Source organism: Streptomyces fradiae, from assembly GCF_041270065.1.
GTDB lineage: Bacteria > Actinomycetota > Actinomycetes > Streptomycetales > Streptomycetaceae > Streptomyces.
Genome location: NZ_CP065958.1, coordinates 6,976,489 through 6,994,252, shown reverse-complemented (window position 1 = coordinate 6,994,252; position 17,764 = coordinate 6,976,489). Strand labels below are relative to the sequence as shown.

The following is a 17,764-nucleotide window of genomic DNA, read 5'->3' as shown; positions in this document are numbered from 1 at the left end:
CCGCATGCTCCCGTGATGGTGACGGCCGAACTCGACAGCCGGCTGCCCCGCTGACTGTGGCTGGTCAAGTGGATCCTGGTGATCCCCCACTGGATCGTGCTGTTCTTCCTCTGGATCGCCTTCCTCGTCGTGACGGTGATCGCGTTCTTCACCGGCGGGATGGAGGTGCACTGGTGGAGCGGCGGCCTGATCACGCTGCTCACGCTCATCGCGGGCTTCGCCGTGGCCTTCACCGACCGGTATCCGCGCGGTCTGTTCGCCCTGATCGTCGGGCTGAACCAATCGGTCCTGCGCGTCGCCGCTTATGCGAGCCTCATGACGGACGCCTATCCGCCGTTCCGTCTCGACCAGGGTGGTCACGAGCCGGTCGTGGGTGCCGCGCGCTGACGGCGCCGCCTGGCACGCCGCAGCTCGTCCGTGCCCCATACCAGGACCGGGAACGTCGCGATGAGCAGGACGACGTCCAGGGGGAGGGCGGCCGTGCCGAAGAGGTGTTGGAGCGGGGGCGCGTAGACGAGGGCCGCGGTGAACGCGAGTTCGAAGGCGATACCGGCGAGCAGCAGCGGATTCGAGAACACCCCGATGTCGCGGAGTGCCGCGTGGTCGGTGCGGGCCGCGAAGGCCGTACCGACCTGGCAGGTGACGATACCGGCGAAGGTGGCCGTCGTGGCCGTCACGTAAGCGTGGTGCAGGGGGCTGCCCGTACCCGTGGGATCACCCGGCTGCCAGCCCGCGCGCCAGAGCACGTAGAAGAAGCCGACCATGACGAGGGCGGCCGACACCAGGCCCAGATAGCCCCAGCTGCGGACGAGCATGTCGCGGGAGATCACACCCTGGTGCCGTGGCCGAGGCGGCCGCCGCATGATGCCGGGCTCGGAGCGTTCCCTGCCGAGGGCGAGGGCGGGCAGCGTCTCGGTTCCCAGGTCGATGGCGAGGATCTGCAGCACGGTGAGCGGCAGCGGTACCGCCCCGGCGGAGAGCGCGAAGACGAGGAAGGGCACGATCTCCGGGGTGGCGTGGGCGAAGATGTAGACGATGAACTTGCGGACGTTGTCGTAGACGCGGCGCCCGGATTCGACGGCGGTCACGATGGTGGCGAAGTCGTCGTCGGTGAGCACCATGGTGGCGGCCTCGCGGGCCACGTCGGTGCCGGAGCGGCCCATGGCCACCCCGATGTGCGCACGGTGCAGCGCGGGGGCGTCGTTGACCCCGTCACCCGTCATCGCGACGATCCGGCCGTGGGCCCGCAGCGTGTCCGCCACCTTGAGCTTCGTCTCGGGTGAGGAGCGGGCGAAGACGATCTCGGCGTCGCCCTCCACCAGGAGCCGGTCCAGCTCGTCGTCGCCCAGCGACTCGGAGGCCGCGACCACCTGCAGCCTTGGCACTCCGATGCCGACCTCCCGGGCGACCGCGGCGGCGGTGGCTCCGCTGTCCCCCGTCACGATGTGCACGCGGACTCCGGCCTCGTGGCAGCGGCGGACGGCCTCCGCCACCTCGGGGCGCGGCGGGTCGTACAGTCCGACCAGACCGAGCAGTGTCAGCCCCGATTCGGCGTCCTGACGGCGCGACGGCGGCTCCGTCCCCGACGGCAGGTCGCGCGCGGCGACCGCGAGGACCCGCATGCCGCCCTGGGCCAGCTCCTCCGCCGCGGAACGAGCCGCGTCCATGGCGGAGCCGGGAAGAACGCGGGCCAGGACCGCTTCGGGCGCTCCCTTGGCAACGATCCGCAGGTGCCCCGTCCCCTCGTCGTCCTGCACGACCGACATCAGCCGCAGTCGCGGATCGAAGCGGAACAGCCTGCGCCGTTCCGCGTCGCGCCGGGCGAGATCCACAGGGGCCCCGTGGTCGGCGGCCCCGGTGACGAGGGCGGCCTCGGTCGGATCGCCGTGCAGCTTGCCCTCCTCCTCCTCCTCCTCCTCCTCCTCCTCGCGGGTGACGGTGGTGCACAGCGCGCTCGCCCGCACCAGTTCCTGCGCCCAGGGTCCAGGTTCCGTTCCGTGCTCCGCGGTCCAAAGAGCTCTCAGACGCATGCGGTTGCGGGTCAGGGTGCCGGTCTTGTCCGTGCAGATGACGTTCGTGGAGCCGAGCGTCTCCACGGCGCTGAGTCGTTTCACCAGGGCGCCTTCGCGGGCCAGCGCGCGGACGCCGACGGCGAGGGCCAGCGTGATGGTCGGGAGCAGTCCCTCGGGGACGTTGGCGACGAGGAGTCCGATGGCGAACATGAGGGAGTCGGTCACCGGCAGTCCGACCGCCACTCCGGCGACGAGGAACAGGGCCCCCATGCCGGTGGCGACGCCGGCGATGAGCCAGGCGACCTTCTTGACCTGCCGTTCCAACGGGCTCGCCTCGCGCCGGGTGCGCTGGCTGAGTGCGGCGATCCGGCCGAGCTCGGTGTGGTTGCCGGTGGCGAACACGATGGCCCGGGCCTGCCCCTCGACACAGGTCGTCCCGCTGAAGACGAGGTTCGGCTCCTCCAGCAACGGGGCGCCGAGGAGACCGGCCGCGGCCATGCGTTCCGCGGGAACGGACTCCCCCGTGAGCATCGACAGATCGACTTCCACTCCGCCTTCGGTGACGCGCGCGTCGGCCGGCACCTTGTCGCCCTCTTCCAGGAGGATCACGTCACCCGGCACCAGGTCGCGGGCCTCCACGGTGAGGGGCCGGCCGTCGCGCACGGCGAGGGCGTGCTCGGGCAGATACCGCGCGAGGGTCTCCACCGCCCGCTCGGCCTGCCGTTCCTGCAGGAGGGCGAAGGCCGCGTTGACGGCGATGACCGCCAGGATCGCCCAGCCGAGCACCCCGAGATCCGCGACGAAGGCCAGCGCGGCGGCCGCCCACAGCAGCAGGGCGAGGGGGTGGACCAGCTGGCCGACAAGCTCCCGCGCGAAAGAGGAGCGGGCCTTGCGTCGTACCTCGTTGGGCCCGTGAACGGCGAGCCGGCGGGCGGCCTCGCGGGCGGACAGCCCATCCGGCCCGGTGGCGAGTTCCCGGCGCAGCCTGGGCAGGGGCTCGCTGGGGTCGAAGGGCAGCGCCTCGCTGGGCGTGGCCGCCCGGCCCGTGGCGGCGCGGTCAGTCATCGTCGGTCCCCGGCGCCTTCCCCCGGCGGAGCCGACCGGACCACACGGGTTCGACCTGTTCCCACTCCTGTTGCAGGGCCCCGAGCCGACGGGCTTCGGTCCGCCGTCGTACGAGGACGAGAACGCCTGCTCCGATCACTCCGACGGAGGCCGTGGCGACGCTCCCGCCCGAAAGTGAGGTCAGCGCGCGGTCAGCGGCGCTGCCCGGGGGGCGTGCGGGGGTGCCGGTGTCGTCCACCCAGATCGTCACCGTGCGGCCCTGGGGTGTCCGGGGAGGGACGTGGATGGTGCCGGATCGACGGACGTTCTCGGGCTGTTCCCAGACCGCAGGTGCGAGCGCCCACGGTGTCGAACCGTACCGGGTGGCGACGGGCGGGTCCTTGGCCGGCCCGGTGGTGGTCGCCTGCACCTGGTGGCGGTGGGCGGCGAGTTCACGATCGGCCTTGGCGCCGGCGCTCCACAGGCTCGCGGCGGCCACGGCGCCGCAGATCAGGGAGATCGTCAGGACGAGGATCAGTGCGGCGCGCCCGCCACGTCCTCGCCCGGACGGCGTGGGTCGCGGTTCCGACCGCTTGCGGTGGTCCATGTCGCACCTCTGGGTAAAGTGGCCTCCAGTACGGGCCGACGAGACCGTTCAGCGCGTGGTGCCGAGTTCGGTCCCGATGTGGTGGGCCCAGTCCTGGATCCGTTCCGGGTTGCGGAAGTCTCCGCCCTTGCCGTGGCGGACCATGGACCGGCTGATGCGGCCCGGCGTCTCGGCGGTCACGGCGCCCCCGAAGGTCATGTGCTCCCGGGCGCCGAGTCTCTTCATCCGGCGGGCGACACCGGGTACCGGCGGGATGTCGTGCTGCTCGGCGGAGCTGTCGATGGGCCCGCTGCTGAAGAGCCAGACGGGCCGATGGCGGAGCTGCTCAGCGTTGCGCCGGGCGCACCGTCGCGCCTTGCCGTTCCAGTGCCCGGCGTAGAGGGCCCCACCGAGGACGACCCCGTCGTAGCCGCCGACGTCTGAGACGACGTCGGCCGGCAGGACGACGGCCTCGAAGCCGTCGGCCTGGAGCGTCCGGCCGATCTCGTCGGCGATCCCCCTGGTCGCGCCGTGCTTGCTGCCGTAGGCGACCAGGACTCGCTTGGGGTTCACGACGTGGCTCCTCCGGGCGGGGTACCGCCTCGCTTCACCGGGATGGTGCGTGCGGCGCCGGTCTTCTCCTCGGGCATCGGAACGCGGATGGTGAGGATGCCGTCCTCGTACGACGCCTCGACGTCGTCGACCGGGATCGTGGCCGGGAGACGCACGGTCCTGCGGAACGATCCGTAGCGGAACTCCGAGTGCTCCTTGTCCTCCTCGCTCTCGCTGTGCTCCGCGCTCACCGTGATCAGGTTGTCATCGACGGTGATGGTGACGTCGTCGGGGTCCATTCCGGGCAGTTCGGCCCGCAGCACGTACCCGCCGGCGCCGCTGGACACTTCTACCGGGATGGAGTGCGCAGCCGTCGCGGGGCGCCATCCGGGCAGCCCCGGAAACTCCCGGTTGAACCAGGTGTCGAAGTCGGGAAAGAGGCTGTGCCTGCGTTCCACCTTGCCTCCGGCCATTGTTCTGCTCCTCGTTTCAGGGCCCAGGACGGTCGCCGAGGACCCGAGTCGGTGCGGACGGGCGGTGGACCGGGTTACGGGGGCCGGTCCGTCTCCGTAACCCCATCGTCCGCCCGTGAGGTCATGTGGCGCAGCGTCCAAGGGGGCTGTCCGACGGGGCCGAACGGGCCGCACCTGGACCGACCGGCCCACGGCGCCACGGCTCTGGTGCAGTCAGCGGCAGATCTCCTCGACGAAATGGCCGACCCGTTCCTCCGGCAGGTGCTTCGCCAGGTCTGCCTCGCTGATCATGCCGACCAGGCGGTGGTCGTCGATCACGGGTACGCGGCGGATGCGGTGCTCCTGCATGGTGCGGAGCACCTTCTCGCTGTCGGCGTCCGCGTCGACCGTGACCGGCTTGCCCTGGGCGAGGAGTCCGGCCGTCATGTGGTGGGGATCCTTGCCTTTGGCGAGGCACTTCACCACGATGTCCCGGTCGGTGATGATGCCGTGGAGCCGGTTGTCCGGCCCGCAGATCGGCAGTGCGCCGACGTCGAGTTCGCTCATGCGGCGTGCCGCGTCCATCACGGTCTCGTTCTCCTGCACGCAGCTCGCGCCGGCGTGCATCATCTCCCTTGCGGTCGTCATGGCCGCGTCCTCCTTTCAGGCCCCCTGCTCGCGATCCGGCCGCTTCACCGTCGGTTCAGAGGAAGAGCGTCGACACGCTGACGGTGTGCACCGGGCGCTTGGGACGCCCGCTCGCCCCCTCTGCGGGCGGCTGGTGATTCCTGGGGCGCCCACGCCGCGTGTCCGCGGCCACCTGTCGACCGAGTTCGGCCGACGGCCCGTTGTCCCGGGTGCCTCGGTTCCGTGTCTTCCTGGGCACGGTCACTCCTTCCTTCGACCAGCGCCGTCTCCGAGCGCCGCCTCCGCGCGCGCCACGTGCCGTTTGACAGCAGCGAAGCTGTCCGGTGCCACGGAGATGGAGTCGAGACCCGCGTCGACCAGGATCGCGGTGAAAGCCGGATCGTCGCTGGGCCGCTGCCCGCACAGTCCGACAGGGCGGCCGGCGGCGTGGGCGCGGGCAGCGAGGGTCTGGATACTGCGGACGACGGCGGGGTCACGCTCATCGAAGACGTGGGCGAGAGCCTCCGAGTCGCGGTCGACGCCGAGGGTGAGCTGGGTGAGGTCGTTGCTGCCGATCGAGAATCCGTCGAAGCGTTCCGCGAAGTCCTGGGCGAGGATGATGTTGGCCGGTATTTCGGCCATGACGTAGACGCGCAAGCCGTTCTCACCTCGTACGAGTCCCTCCTCCGCCATCACCGCGAGCACGTGGTCCGCCTCGCCGAGGGTCCGGCAGAACGGGATCATGACGACCACGTTCGTCAGCCCCATCCCTTCACGGACCCGGCGCAGCGCACGGCATTCGAGGGCGAACCCCTCACGGTAGCCGTCGCTGTAGTACCGGCTCGCGCCGCGCCAGCCGATCATGGGGTTGGCCTCGCCGGGTTCGAAGGGCCGGCCGCCGAGGAGCTTGGCGTACTCGTTGGTCTTGAAGTCGCTGGTCCGTACGACGACGGGTGCGGGCCAGCGGGAGGCTGCGATCCGAGCGATGCCATGGGCAAGGTGCTCGACGAAGTACTGCCCGCGGTCGAGGTACCCCTCCGTGAGCCGGTCGATCACATGTCGGTCCTGTGGATCGAGTCGCTCCGGGTGCAGCAGGGCCATCGGGTGGACCTTCACCTGGTGAGCGACGATGAACTCGAGACGCGCGAGGCCCACTCCATCGGCAGGTAGCCGCCACCAGCGGAACGCGGCCGACGGGTCGGCCAGGTTGAGCATCACTCTGGTGCGCGTGGGGGGCAGCTCCGCGAGGTCGGTCATGATCTCCTCGTACGCGAGCAGGCCATCGTGGACCCGTCCGCGCTCGCCCTCGGCACACGAGACGGTCACCGGCCTGCCGTCCTGCAGAATCCGGGTGCCGTTGCCGGTTCCGACGACAGCGGGGACGCCGAGTTCGCGGCTGACGATGGCCGCGTGCGAGGTGCGTCCGCCGTGGTCGGTGACGATCGCCGAAGCCCTCTTCATGACCGGTTCCCAGTCGGGGTCGGTGACTCGGGTGACGAGAACCCCGCCCTGCGGGAAGCGGTCGAGGTCGACGGGGGCGTCGAGGGCGACGACGGGCCCCTGGCCGATCGCCTCGCCCACCGCGATGCCCTCCACCAGAGGTTCACCGGGAACGACGGTCAGCCGGCAGCGGCGCAGGGTCGTGGACCGCCGGCGAGACTGCACGGTCTCAGGGCGCGCCTGGACGATCCAGAGTTCGCCGGTGAGGCCGTCCTTGGCCCATTCGAGATCCATGGGGCAGCCGTAGTGCTCTTCGACGGCCGCCGCCCACGTGGCGAGCTCGCGGATCTCCGCGTCGGCGAGGACCCGCTGGTTCCGCTCGGTGTCGGGGGTGTCGAGCGTGCGAGTCAGCCCGGTGTCCGCGTACACGGTCTTCAGCCGCTTGCTGCCGATCCGCACATCGATCACGGGGTTCAGGGCGGTGTCCTTCATGCTCGGTTTGAACACCGTGTACTCGTCGGGGTCGACCTGGCCGCTGACGACGGTCTCGCCCAGACCCCAGGCTGCGCTCACCACGATCACCTCGGGGAAGCCGCTCTCCGGGTCGAGAGTGAAGGCGACCCCGGCCCCGGCGAGGTCGGAGCGGACCATGAGCTGGACGCCGACAGAGAGGGCGACGGCCAGGTGGTCGAAGCCCATTCGCTCGCGGTAGTCGATCGCCCGGTCGGTGAACAGGGAGGCGTAGCAGCGCCGGCACGCCTCCAGGAGCGCCTGGGGTCCGCGTACGTTCAGGTATGTCTCCTGCTGCCCGGCGAAGCTGGCCTCGGGCAGATCCTCGGCCGTCGCACTGCTGCGTACGGCCACTTCGGGCGTCTCCCGGCCGCTCACCTCGGCAAGCCGCTCGTACGTGGTCAGGATGGCGTCCCGCAGCGGCGCAGGCAGTGGCTGTGCAAGGAAGAACGAACGGATGGCCGCCCCGACCTCGTCGAGCGGGGCCCCTTGGTGCAGGCGGCCGATCTCCTCCTCGACGGAGTCGCGCAGTCCGTGGCTCGCGAGAAGTTCCTCGTACGCCTCGGCGGTGGTGGCGAAGCCCGGTGGTACGCGTATGCCGGCGGCGCCGAGCCGGTTGGTCATCTCTCCCAGTGAGGCGTTCTTGCCCCCCACCCGGCCGACGTCCGAGCGGTCCAGCTCCGTGAACGGTACGACGCGACGCGTCGGTGCCATGACATCCTCCGTGGCTCTCGGGCCCCCTCAGTACGGGAGCGGTCTGCCGGACGGGGTGCGCAGATCGAGGGGGCTCGGCCTGCGCGGCTCTCGGGGCCGGGGGCTGATCCGGATGCGCTGCATCGTGCTCACCTCTCCGGGGAACCGGCGGACGGACCGGGGTCGTCCTCTCGCCCCACCGTCCCGCGGGGAGGCCGTGGCGGCCCAGTGCCGAGCGGGTCAACGGGCCAGGGCCGGTCGGTCGTACGGGAACGGGACCGGTCGGCCCATGCCGGGTCGCCCGGCCGGTCTCCGCGCCGCGGGAAGGGGACGGTGATCACCGGGCACATGGCACGGTGCAGCAAGCCGTGGACCGTCGACCCCAGCCGCATGCCGGAGTACCCGCCACGACCTCTTCGGCCGACGATCAGGGCGAGGGACTCCTGGGACGCCAGGGCGAGTTGCTCGACCGGGTGTCCCCGAAGGACCTCTTGGGAGACGGCGACGTCCGGGTACTTCTCCGCCCACCCCGCCACCGACTCGGCCAGCAGCCGACGGCGCTCGGCCAGACCCTCGTCCACATCGTCATGAGCGAGGAGGGAAGGGGGCCAGACCCAGACGGCGCGCAGTCGTGCCTCGCGGAGGCTCGCCTCCGCGGCGGCGAAGGCGACCGCGGCCTGTGAGGACGGGCTGCCGTCCACGCCGACGACGAGGGTCGGTGGGTGCACGGCAGCATGCTCGGGTACGCGGACCACAACAACGGGGCAGGCGGCCCGCGCGGTGAGGGGGACGACCACGGAGCTCTCGCTGAACACCTCGGCCGCCCTGCCGAGACGGCGCGAGCCGACGACGACGAGTGCGGCGTGAGCCGCCAGATCGCGGAGCACGGTCGCCGGCACACCGTTCACGCGTTCCGTGGCGATCCGCAGACCGCCGTGGAGCTCCCGTACAAGGGCCTCCACGTTGGCGATCGCCGACTCCGCGCGGAGCCGCAGGGCGCTCTGGTGGGCGAGCGCGTCGTACCGGAGCCCGTAGTGGGCGGGCGGTACGGCGACGACCAGGCGGAGCGCCAGTCCTCTTCGTACGGCCTCATCGGCCGCCCAGACGAGAGCGGGGATCGATTGCTCCCGGGGGTCGACTCCGAGCAGTATCTCGTTCACGTCTCCTCGACCCGGGTGGCGAAGGCGGGTGGGACGATCTCCACCGGGCAATGGGCGTGGTGGAGCAGGACATGGGCGACGCGCCCCAGGGACGGGGCTGCGCCCAGAACACGGTGTTCTCTGCCCATCACGAGCAGGTCGGTGTGGGCGGTCGCCTCGACCAGGTTCCCGGGCGTGCTCGTCCCCGTCTCGACGTGATGGCTGACGTCGAGCCCGGGATAGAAGTCACTTACGCGATCGGCAAGCGCCTTGATCTCGTGCACGCGCTGCCGCGCGATCTCGTCGAGGTCGTCCAGCATGGTCGCGACGCTGCCGACGTGGGTGAGCACGTTCCAGACGCTCACCAGTCGCAACACCGCCTTGCGGGCGTCCGCCTCGGCAGCCGCGACGAGCAGCCAGCTGACATCCGAGGCACCGTGCACGGCCGCCGTCACCGATCCCGACTCGGGGCGGTCACCGTCACCACGGACGACGATCACGGGCACCTCGGCGCGGGCCGCCACCCCCATACCGACGGAGCCGAGCAGGAGAGTCGAGAAGCCGCCGAGCCCCCGGTTGCCCACCACGATCGTGCCCCGGTGGCCGGCAGCCGCCCAGAGACCGGCGACCGGCTCCTGGCGGCTCAGTTCCTTCGTGACGGCAAGGTCCGGAAAGCGCTCGTGGACCGTGCTCACGGTCTCGGTCAGCAGGTCTCGGCCCGCTTCGCGTACCGCCTGGATCGTCTCGGCATCGGCGAAGAGGGCCCGCCGGTCGGTATCGGCGGCGTGGACGAGGTGCAGGGTCCGACCGCGTCGGTCCGCCTCGGCTGCGGCCCAGAGCACGGCCATGCGCGCGGAGGGGGAACCGTCGACTCCCACGACGACGTTGCCGAGCTCCGGTCGAGCGGGGATCTCGCTGATCATGGTTCCACCTCCGTACGTCCTCCGCTCGGGAGCACGTCCCGAGGGGCGATACCCCCCACGCTGACACCGTGGCCGGCCTCCCGGGGATGGGCCGTTCGGCCCCGATCGAGACCTGCCCGGCCCTGCCCCCGGGAGGCCGGCACCCACCAGCCTGAAGTTCAGGACGTCCTCTTCCGTCCGGACCACGTACGGAACAGAGCGGACACGGCTGAGGAGGCACACCATGACGGCCCTGGTCACCGTCGGATTGGACGGTTCGAAGGAAAGCCTCGCCGCCGTGGGTTGGGCGGCGACGGCAGCGGTGTTGCGCGAGGTGCCCCTCCGGCTGGTGCATGTGGAGGAGTGGCCGAACACCCCTGAGGTGCCCCTGCCGTACGCCCGGAACTTGGCCAAGCGGGCCGAGAGTCTCCTTCGGGACGAGGCGGACCGCGTGCGGAAGGACCATCCCGGCCTCGAGGTGCTCACGGAGCGTGCGCGAGGCCGGGCGGCCGAGGAACTGACGGCCGCCGCGAGCGAGGCGGATCTGACGGTGCTCGGATCGCGTGGGCTCGGTGGCGTCCGGGGCTTCATCGTCGGCTCGGTCTCCCTTGCCGTCGTCGGCTCTGCGCGCCGGCCGGTCGTCCTCGTGCGCGCGGAGGGCGCCTCATTGGCTCCCGAAGGCGGGATCGTGGTGGGCGTCGACATCTACCATCCGTGCGAAGCCCTGCTCGCGTTCTCTTTCAATGAAGCCGCCCGCAGAGGCGTGCCGCTGCGGTTCCTGCACAGCTGGACGCTTCCCGCCTCGTACGGCTACGCGGCCGTCATGGACCCGGGGATCGGCGAGGAACTGGGCGGCCACCTCCTCGGGGGTCTGGAGGACCTGGTGGAACCGTGGCGGAAGCGGTATGCGGGTGTGGACGTGGCGGCCGCGGCGGTGGTGGGCTCGCCTGCGTACCAGCTGGTCGAGGCGTCGCAAAGCGCGCAACTCGTCATCGTGGGACGACGGAGCCGGAAGGTGCCCCTCGGCGCGCATCTCGGCCATGTCGCCCACGCGGTCATCCACCACAGCCCCGCGCCGGTCGCCGTCGTCCCTCTGACGTGAGCGGACGGCGGCGTTTCTGCTGTCGGCCGCCCCCGGATCAACGTCGTCCCGCTCGGCGCGCTACGGACGTCGGCGGCCGGCGGACGGCACGTAGCGATCGGGAGCGGCATCGTAGGCAGCGGCGCACTCGGTGGAGCAGAAGTGCAGTGGGCCTGCGGAAGTGTCTCGGTGTTCGGGTGCGGTCGTGGGGTCGACTTCCATGCCGCACACGGGGTCGAGGGCCGTCTGGTGCCCGTCCGGGCCGTCCTCTCGCCGCGTGCTGTCGGTCGCGGTCTCGACTTCCGCCAGTGTCTGTGTGTCGGCCGCATCGGGCAGCGGTGCGGGATGCCAGCGGCGCAGGCGGGAGGCGTTGGTGACGACGGACAAGGAGGACAGGGCCATGGCGACCGCGGCGATGATCGGGCTGAGACGGATGCCCCAGAGGGGATACAGAGCGCCGGCCGCGAGCGGGATGCCGACGGCGTTGTAGACGAGGGCGAAGAACAGGTTCTGCTTGATGTTGCGCATGGTGGCCTTCGAGAGGCGGATGGCGGTCACGACCCCGGAGAGGGAGCCGGAGATGAGAGTGATGTCGGCGGATTCGATGGCGACGTCCGTGCCGGTGCCGATGGCCAGTCCGACGTCGGACTGAGCGAGGGCGGGGGCGTCGTTGATTCCGTCGCCGACCATCGCGACGGTCCGACCCTCGGCCTGGAGGCGGCGGATCTCGTCGGTCTTGTGCTCGGGCAGCACCTCGGCCAGGACCCGGGGGATGCCGACGGAGGCGGCGATGGCCGTGGCGGTACGGGCGTTGTCACCGGTGAGCATGACGACCTCGGTGTCCAGCTGTCGCAGGGCCGCGATCGCCTGGGCCGAGTCGTCCTTGACGGTGTCGGCGACGGCGAGCACCCCGGCGGGGCGGCCGTCGACCGCGGCGAGGACGGGTGTCTTCCCCTCGGCCGCGAGGCCCGCGGCGACGGCGTCGAGCGGGGTGGTGTCGATGCCCGTGTCGTGGAGGAGGCGCGCGGTGCCGACCATGACGGTGTGGCCGTCGGCCGTGGCATGGACACCCTTGCCCGTGACGGAGTCGAAGCCGGTCGCGGTCGGGGGCAGAAGACCGCGGTCGCGGGCGCCGGAGGCGACGGCCTGGGCGAGGGGGTGTTCGCTGTCGGTCTCGACAGCGGCGACGAGCCGCAGGAGTTCGGCTCCGTCCACTCCGTCGACTCCGTCGACGGGGCGGACGTCGGTGAGGACCGGCTTGCCGACGGTCACCGTGCCGGTCTTGTCGAGGACGACGGTGTCGAGCTTGTGGGCGGTCTCCAGCGCTTCGGCGGAGCGGATGAGGATGCCTGCCTGCGCGCCTTTGCCGGTGCCGACCATGACCGAGAGCGGGGTGGCCAGGCCGAGGGCACAGGGGCAGGCGATGATCAGGACGGCGACGGCCGAGACGAGGGCGAGGGTGAGCGCCGGCGCGGGTCCGACCGTGTACCAGAGAGCGAAGGTCGCGATCGCGATGCCGATGACCGCCGGGACGAAATAGGCGGAGATCACGTCGGCGAGGCGTTGAATCGGGGCCTTGGACGCCTGTGCCCGCTGCACCAGCCGGATGATCTGGGCGAGCATGGTGTCCGCGCCGACCTTGGCCGCGCGCACCCGCAAGGAACCGGTGGTGTTGACGGTGGCACCGATGACGACGTCGCCCGCGTGCTTCGTTACCGGCATCGGCTCGCCCGTCACCATGGACTCGTCCACGGCGGAGGAGCCCGAGAGGACCTCGGCGTCGACGGGGATCTTCTCCCCGGGGCGGATGACGACCTCGTCCCCGACGACCACCTCGTCGACGGGTATCTCGGTCTCGGCGCCGTCACGCAGGACGCGTGCGGTGCGGGCCTGCAGGCCGATCAGGGCGCGGATGGCCTCGCCCGTGCCTGCCTTGGCGCGTGCCTCCAGAAGACGGCCCAGCAGAATCAGGGTCAGGATGACGCCGACCGCTTCGAAGTACACCTCCCGTACGTCCTCGGGGAGTAGCCCCGGGGCGAGGGTGACGAGCAGACTGAATCCGTAGGCGGCGCTGGTGCCCAGGGTGATCAGGGAGTTCATGTCCGCCGACCGGTGACGCAGGGCGAGCCAGCCGATGAGGTGCACGGGCCAGCCCGTGTACAGCATCACCGGCGTGATCAGTGCGAGCTGGAACCAGTGGTTCAGCATCCAACCGGGAACCCAGTCGGCGCCGAACAGCTCGTGCGCCATCACGGCGAACAGCACCGGCGCGGTGAACACCGCGCCCACGACGACGCGGCGGGTCAGATCCTTGATCTCCGCCTGGCGCTCGGCGATGTCGGCCGCCTCCGCGTCCTCGGCCGACGGCTCCCCCGCGCTCGGCGCCGCCTCTCCGCCCCGTACCGTGCCCGGTTCCGGTGCTCCGCCTTCGGCGGGCTCGACGACGAGGGTCCCGTGGATCATGTTCATGCCGCAGGCGAACCCGTAGGTGCCGGGCCGGTCAGGGCTCAGCCGGACGGTCGTACGGGTGTGGGCGGGGAGGCCGGCCCCGACTTTGAGATCGGGGAACACGACGCGGGAGGTACATTCGCCTGCCTCCTGCCGATCGAAGACGAGGTCGACCGGCATGCCCTGGCGGACCTTGACCAGGTTCGGGCTGTAGCCGCCCCGCACCGTCACGTCTACGCGCTGTACGCCTTCCTCCACGCGGACCGTGCCGAACTTGCGCGGCCCGAAGAAGTACCAGCCCAGCAAGGCTATGAGGCCGGCGGCAGCCACGACGACGATCACGTCCGCGAGAGACATGGCACTCGCCTCCTCGTGCGCCTGCTCCTCCAGCCTCCCGCGCGGCATCCACGTCGGCCACCTCTCGCCGGGCAGGGCCTGACCAGCCCCGCAGAAGGGGCCGTCCGGCCCCATCCCAGGCCGGCGGCGGGGTGTCCCTGTCGGGATCCTGGCGATCCTGGGCGTGGCCATGGCCTGCCCGCTGATGATGTTCTTCAGGATGCGCGGCATGACCTCATCTGCCGGTTGCTCATCATGCCGGGCATGGTGCTGTTCGTGTCGCCCGGGCCGGGGTTGGGACCTCGACCGCGCTTCCCGGACGCAGACCGCCGAGATCACCCAGATGCGCGCGATGCTCCACGGCGTGTCCCTCCGAGGCTCGGCCTAGGCGGACCGCAACTCCCGCACCCGGGCGCGGAAGACGCGCCAGCGTCGTTCGTTGTCGTGCACCAGGGTCGCCGATTCCAGCATCAGATCCGCCGCCCGGTCGAGCAGTTCCGAAGCCGAATAGAGGTAGGTGGGGGCCGTCCGCTCGCCCCGCAGATCGGCCCGCAACGCCGCCGGAGCGAAGTCGACGCGGGCAAGCAGGTCAAGGGCGCGTCGCAGCAGCCGCGCGATCAGTGTCTGCAGGCCCGCCGACTGCCAGTCGTCGGCGATGATCCGGTGCCGCTCCCCGAGCAGGTCGGCCAGCGCGGGATAGGCAGCCAGGCCCCCCGCCATCTCCCACGCCTGCTCCATCGCCTCGGCCAGCCAGACGCCCGTCTGCTCCAGGTCGTGCGCCAGCAGCCCGATCTCACGCTTCAACCTCTGCAGTTCGGCCGGCTCGCCCTCCCCCTCCATGAAGAGAATCCCCGACTCCGCGACGAGCCCGGGGGCATTCAGGTCCTCCGTTCCGGCGAACGCGATCTCCGACGCCTGCTCCCCCACGCCGATCAGGCTCCACCGGTCGGCCAACGCCTTCAGTGCACGAGACCGCGCCTGCAGGTCGCCGGCCTGACGCAACGGCGCCTGTGCGTAGTACTCCTCATGCTCGCGATGGAACCGCGCGAGATTGTCGATCAACTGCAGCAGCGAGTCAGGTGGGCTGACCTGCGCCTCGTCCTCAGCCATGTCGGCAGTCTGCACCAGGTCTGACGCCTACGGGCCTCCGGGCGCGCCCGGCACCCGGATACGGCGGCCGGTCACCCGGCGCGGCGAGAGCGCCACCACGGTGTCCCGCCCGTCCCCGGCCCACGGCCCCGAGTGGACGGCGTCCTTGATCCTCCGTACCGCGGTCTCGTCCGACAGCGTTCGCACCGGACCGACGAGGAGCACGCTCCAGCCCTGGCTGAAGGCTTCGTCCAGGTGGTCCTCCTCGAAGGCGACTTCCGCACCGGACGCCGCGGTGCGCGCGAGGGACGAGTCCGCCGCGGTCATGAAGACGATCTGCCCGTCGACGACCTGGTAGTTCACGGGGATCACCATGAGCCCATCCCGTCCTTCGACGGCGATCCTGCCGACGCCGTGGTCGTCGAGCAGCTCCCAGCACTCGTCCTCGTCGATCTCCTCCATCCGCGGCCGATACCCGGCGCGGCCTCCTCCGGGCGCGCGGTCCGCCGTGGACCCGGTGAGATCCTGGACCGTGGTCTCCAGGGCGTTCGCGAGCCGAACCAGGAACTCGATCCCCGGAATGGGAACCCGCTCCTCCACGTAGGCGATGAAGCCGGGCGTGGAGCCGGCCCGGTCTGCCACGTCCTCCCGGGACAGACCGAGTTGGGCGCGCCTTGCCGCGACGCGGCGGCCGAGGTCGCTCGTGGCGTGCGGGGCGTTCCGGTCGGCTGTGTTCATCACCGCTCTCCTTCCGTGCTCCCGAGACGCCGCTGGGGTACGACGGCGACGGGACACATGGCGTGGTGCAGGGCGCGGTGGGCGACCCTGCCGAGCTCCAGACCGACGAGCCCGTCTCGGCGCCGGGCCCCGACGACCAGCAGGTCGGCGGCGGCGGAGCGCTCGGTCAGCACCCTGTGGGCGGGACCCTCGAGCGTGGCCCTGCGCAAGCGCACCCGGGGATGTTCGGTCACCGCGGCCTCCAGGGCCTTGTCGAGCAATTCGGCGGACTGTTCCGCGAGGTAGATCGCGCGGTTGCCGCTCAGCAGCGGGTGATCGATCGGTTCGTGGGCCGGGCGTCGCCAGGTGCGGACGACGTCCAGCTCCGCGTCCCGGGCTGCAGCCTCACGGAAGGCGAAACGCACGGCGGGCGAGTCCACGTCGTGTTCTCCGACGCCGAGCAGCACGCGTCCATGGCGCGCCTCCAGGGCGTGCCGGTCCCCTCTGACGACGACGACCGGGCAGTGAGCCCGGGCGGCCACGATGAGGCCGACGGAGCCGAGCAGCAGGTCGGCGAACTCGCCGCGCCCGCGGGACCCGACGACGACAATCGCTCCCTCCTGCCCTTCCCTCAGCAGCGCGGTGGACGCGTCCTCGGCCAGGACAGCCGTGGTGAGGGGCAGATCGGGTGCACGGCGCCGGGCGCGTTCGGCCGCAGTGCCGACGATGTTCTCGGCGAGCACCTGGCCCGACGGCCGGTCCGTGGCCCAGGTCGGCACGACTCCCTCGTACCGCTCCCAGAGCGAGGCATGGACGATTCGCAGGGGAAGCCCGTGCCGTACGGCTTCTTCGACTGCCCAGTCCAGCGCCGTGAGGCTGGGGTCGGACCCGTCGACTCCTACCACCAGGGGCGTTTCCATCACGCCCACCGCCTTTCCGGGTCGTGAGGTGGCCTGCTGCCACGCTCGCACCGGGCCGGGGGAGCCGGGTAGGGCCGGTCGGTCCCGGGCTCGGCCCGCCCAGACCACTTCCCGCCCAGACCACTTGGGGAGGCGGCGCGATGACACGACAGGAGGAGATGACACGACAGGAGGAGGGGCCCGCCCATCCGCTTCTCGCGGATCCTGATCGCGCGGTGCACGGCTCGAGCCGCTTCCCCGCGTCCCTTGGGCGGGCCCCTCCTCACTTTCAGGAAAGCACCGGCCGACCGACCGGGCCAGGGCCGGCCGGGTCACGCCGTGCCCCCTTTCGGCCCTTGTCGCCCGCCGCCCGGCGGCGACACCCTCGCAGCAACAGGATTCGGGGCGCGGACGTACCGGAGGCCGGTCATGAAGCACCCACGTACCGTCGACGACGTGATGACCCACGCGGTGGTCTCCGCCAGGCTCGACGCACCGGTCAAAGAAATCGTCCAGTCCATGCGGCGCTGGGGTGTGAGCGCGGTTCCCGTGCTGTCGGCCGAGGGGAGGGTGGTCGGCGTGGTGTCCGAGGCGGACGTACTCGGCAAGGGGCCGGGAGAGGACGGCGACGGGGCGGGCCCGGTGACGGCGGGCAGTCTGATGTCGGCGCCGGCCGTCACCGTGCCGCGCGGCGCCACGATCGCCGGGGCGGCGCGGCTGATGGGGCGTGGGCGTCTCAAGCGGCTTCCCGTGGTGGACGAGGAAGGCCGCCCGGTCGGTGTCGTCAGCAGGGGCGACCTGCTCAAGGTCTACCTACGCTCCGACGCCGAGCTCGCCGAGGACGTGAGGCACGAGCTCCTCACGCGCCTGATCGCTGAAGGCGACGCCGCACTCACCGTACGGGTCACGGACGGGGTGGTGACGCTGGCCGGACGCCTGCCACCATCCGTGTCCCCGGATCTGGCCCTGCGGCTCACCCGGGCGGTGCCCGGCGTGGTGGACGCGGCGGCGGAGTTCACGACCGCGTAGTGGCCTTCGTGTCATGCGGCGGAAAGTGCTGGACCCGCGCGTCCGGGCCCGGGAACACCAGGGTGACCCTGCCCGTGTCCGACCAGCGGACGTCGAAGGGGGGAGTGCCGTCCGCGTGGTGGAGCCCGACGATCTCACCGTCACGCCCCTCGTCCCCGACCGTGGAACCGCCCACGATCAGCCGGTCGCCGGCACGAGCCCACAACCC

The 17,764-nt window shown here is 71.3% G+C and carries 15 protein-coding genes and 1 pseudogene; 3 read left to right on the top strand and 13 right to left on the bottom strand.

All coding sequences use genetic code 11. From position 1 onward, the window contains the following. The first annotated feature begins 96 nt into the window (after positions 1–96). A complete protein-coding gene (locus tag JAO84_RS31790) occupies positions 97–387 on the top strand; it encodes a DUF4389 domain-containing protein (protein WP_370415924.1) in 291 nt (96 codons plus the stop codon). Here the strand turns inward: JAO84_RS31790 and JAO84_RS31785 are convergent. From JAO84_RS31785 to JAO84_RS31750, 8 genes are all read right to left on the bottom strand, one after another. Beyond that, entirely contained in the window at positions 357–3,077 is a 2,721-nt protein-coding gene (locus JAO84_RS31785) for a cation-translocating P-type ATPase (RefSeq protein ID WP_370415923.1), read from the bottom strand. The two genes, JAO84_RS31790 and JAO84_RS31785, sit on opposite strands and share 31 nt — an antisense overlap. Then, the gene (locus JAO84_RS31780) at positions 3,070–3,663 is read right to left on the bottom strand and encodes a hypothetical protein (RefSeq protein ID WP_370415922.1); all 594 of its coding nucleotides are present in this window, start codon (positions 3,661–3,663) and stop codon (positions 3,070–3,072) included. The genes JAO84_RS31785 and JAO84_RS31780 overlap by 8 nt, the downstream gene beginning before the upstream one ends. Before the next feature lie 48 nt (positions 3,664–3,711). Then, positions 3,712–4,215, bottom strand: coding sequence for a flavodoxin domain-containing protein (locus JAO84_RS31775; protein WP_370415921.1), 504 nt, complete (start codon positions 4,213–4,215; stop codon positions 3,712–3,714). Beyond that, positions 4,212–4,667 (bottom strand): Hsp20/alpha crystallin family protein, encoded by a 456-nt coding sequence (locus JAO84_RS31770; RefSeq protein WP_370415920.1) that lies wholly within the window; start codon positions 4,665–4,667, stop codon positions 4,212–4,214. The genes JAO84_RS31775 and JAO84_RS31770 overlap by 4 nt, the downstream gene beginning before the upstream one ends. 213 nt (positions 4,668–4,880) lie before the next feature. After that, on the bottom strand, positions 4,881–5,294 hold the full coding sequence (locus JAO84_RS31765) for a CBS domain-containing protein (protein WP_370415919.1): 414 nt from the start codon (positions 5,292–5,294) through the stop codon (positions 4,881–4,883). Positions 5,295–5,534: 240 nt separating this feature from the next. Further along, entirely contained in the window at positions 5,535–7,937 is a 2,403-nt protein-coding gene (gene ppsA / locus JAO84_RS31760) for a phosphoenolpyruvate synthase (protein ID WP_370415918.1), read from the bottom strand. A 128-nt stretch (positions 7,938–8,065) separates the two neighbouring features. Continuing rightward, the gene (locus JAO84_RS31755; protein WP_370415917.1) at positions 8,066–9,076 is read right to left on the bottom strand and encodes a universal stress protein; all 1,011 of its coding nucleotides are present in this window, start codon (positions 9,074–9,076) and stop codon (positions 8,066–8,068) included. After that, on the bottom strand, positions 9,073–9,978 hold the full coding sequence (locus JAO84_RS31750) for a universal stress protein (RefSeq protein ID WP_370415916.1): 906 nt from the start codon (positions 9,976–9,978) through the stop codon (positions 9,073–9,075). Before JAO84_RS31750 ends, JAO84_RS31755 begins: the two co-directional genes overlap by 4 nt. A 223-nt stretch (positions 9,979–10,201) precedes the next feature. Between JAO84_RS31750 and JAO84_RS31745 the strand changes: the two genes are divergently transcribed. After that, positions 10,202–11,059: a universal stress protein gene (locus tag JAO84_RS31745; protein ID WP_370415915.1), complete on the top strand. Its 858-nt coding sequence runs from the start codon at positions 10,202–10,204 to the stop codon at positions 11,057–11,059. Between the two features lie 60 nt (positions 11,060–11,119). Here the strand turns inward: JAO84_RS31745 and JAO84_RS31740 are convergent, their stop codons facing one another. From JAO84_RS31740 to JAO84_RS31725, 4 genes are all read right to left on the bottom strand, one after another. Then, positions 11,120–13,843: a heavy metal translocating P-type ATPase gene (locus tag JAO84_RS31740; protein WP_370415914.1), complete on the bottom strand. Its 2,724-nt coding sequence runs from the start codon at positions 13,841–13,843 to the stop codon at positions 11,120–11,122. Between the two features lie 363 nt (positions 13,844–14,206). Beyond that, positions 14,207–14,932, bottom strand: a complete 726-nt coding sequence (locus JAO84_RS31735; protein ID WP_370415913.1) for a hypothetical protein — start codon at positions 14,930–14,932, stop codon at positions 14,207–14,209. 27 nt (positions 14,933–14,959) lie between these two features. Beyond that, positions 14,960–15,649, bottom strand: coding sequence for a helix-turn-helix domain-containing protein (locus JAO84_RS31730; protein ID WP_370415912.1), 690 nt, complete (start codon positions 15,647–15,649; stop codon positions 14,960–14,962). After that, positions 15,649–16,548 (bottom strand): universal stress protein, encoded by a 900-nt coding sequence (locus JAO84_RS31725; protein ID WP_370416924.1) that lies wholly within the window; start codon positions 16,546–16,548, stop codon positions 15,649–15,651. The genes JAO84_RS31730 and JAO84_RS31725 overlap by 1 nt, the downstream gene beginning before the upstream one ends. A 408-nt stretch (positions 16,549–16,956) precedes the next feature. On the opposite strand from JAO84_RS31725, the gene JAO84_RS31720 reads away from it, so the two are divergent. Beyond that, positions 16,957–17,556, top strand: a complete 600-nt coding sequence (locus JAO84_RS31720) for a CBS domain-containing protein (RefSeq protein WP_370415911.1) — start codon at positions 16,957–16,959, stop codon at positions 17,554–17,556. A gap of 25 nt (positions 17,557–17,581) precedes the next feature. Here JAO84_RS31720 and JAO84_RS31715 read toward each other — a convergent pair. Continuing rightward, a pseudogene (locus JAO84_RS31715) lies at positions 17,582–17,761 on the bottom strand (DUF1918 domain-containing protein); the annotation flags it as partial. Positions 17,762–17,764: the final 3 nt, after the last annotated feature.

What these genes read in the sequence shown, in the direction of transcription:
- JAO84_RS31785 (WP_370415923.1), bottom strand. Translation starts at nt 3,077, where the DNA reads ATGACTGACCGCGCCGCCACGGGCCGGGCGGCCACGCCCAGCGAGGCG.
- JAO84_RS31780 (WP_370415922.1), bottom strand. Translation starts at nt 3,663, where the DNA reads ATGGACCACCGCAAGCGGTCGGAACCGCGACCCACGCCGTCCGGGCGA.
- JAO84_RS31770 (WP_370415920.1), bottom strand. Translation starts at nt 4,667, where the DNA reads ATGGCCGGAGGCAAGGTGGAACGCAGGCACAGCCTCTTTCCCGACTTC.
- JAO84_RS31765 (WP_370415919.1), bottom strand. Translation starts at nt 5,294, where the DNA reads ATGACGACCGCAAGGGAGATGATGCACGCCGGCGCGAGCTGCGTGCAG.
- ppsA (WP_370415918.1), bottom strand. Translation starts at nt 7,937, where the DNA reads ATGGCACCGACGCGTCGCGTCGTACCGTTCACGGAGCTGGACCGCTCG.
- JAO84_RS31750 (WP_370415916.1), bottom strand. Translation starts at nt 9,978, where the DNA reads ATGATCAGCGAGATCCCCGCTCGACCGGAGCTCGGCAACGTCGTCGTG.
- JAO84_RS31745 (WP_370415915.1), top strand. Translation starts at nt 10,202, where the DNA reads ATGACGGCCCTGGTCACCGTCGGATTGGACGGTTCGAAGGAAAGCCTC.
- JAO84_RS31740 (WP_370415914.1), bottom strand. Translation starts at nt 13,843, where the DNA reads ATGTCTCTCGCGGACGTGATCGTCGTCGTGGCTGCCGCCGGCCTCATA.
- JAO84_RS31735 (WP_370415913.1), bottom strand. Translation starts at nt 14,932, where the DNA reads ATGGCTGAGGACGAGGCGCAGGTCAGCCCACCTGACTCGCTGCTGCAG.
- JAO84_RS31730 (WP_370415912.1), bottom strand. Translation starts at nt 15,649, where the DNA reads ATGAACACAGCCGACCGGAACGCCCCGCACGCCACGAGCGACCTCGGC.
- JAO84_RS31725 (WP_370416924.1), bottom strand. Translation starts at nt 16,548, where the DNA reads ATGGAAACGCCCCTGGTGGTAGGAGTCGACGGGTCCGACCCCAGCCTC.
- JAO84_RS31720 (WP_370415911.1), top strand. Translation starts at nt 16,957, where the DNA reads ATGAAGCACCCACGTACCGTCGACGACGTGATGACCCACGCGGTGGTC.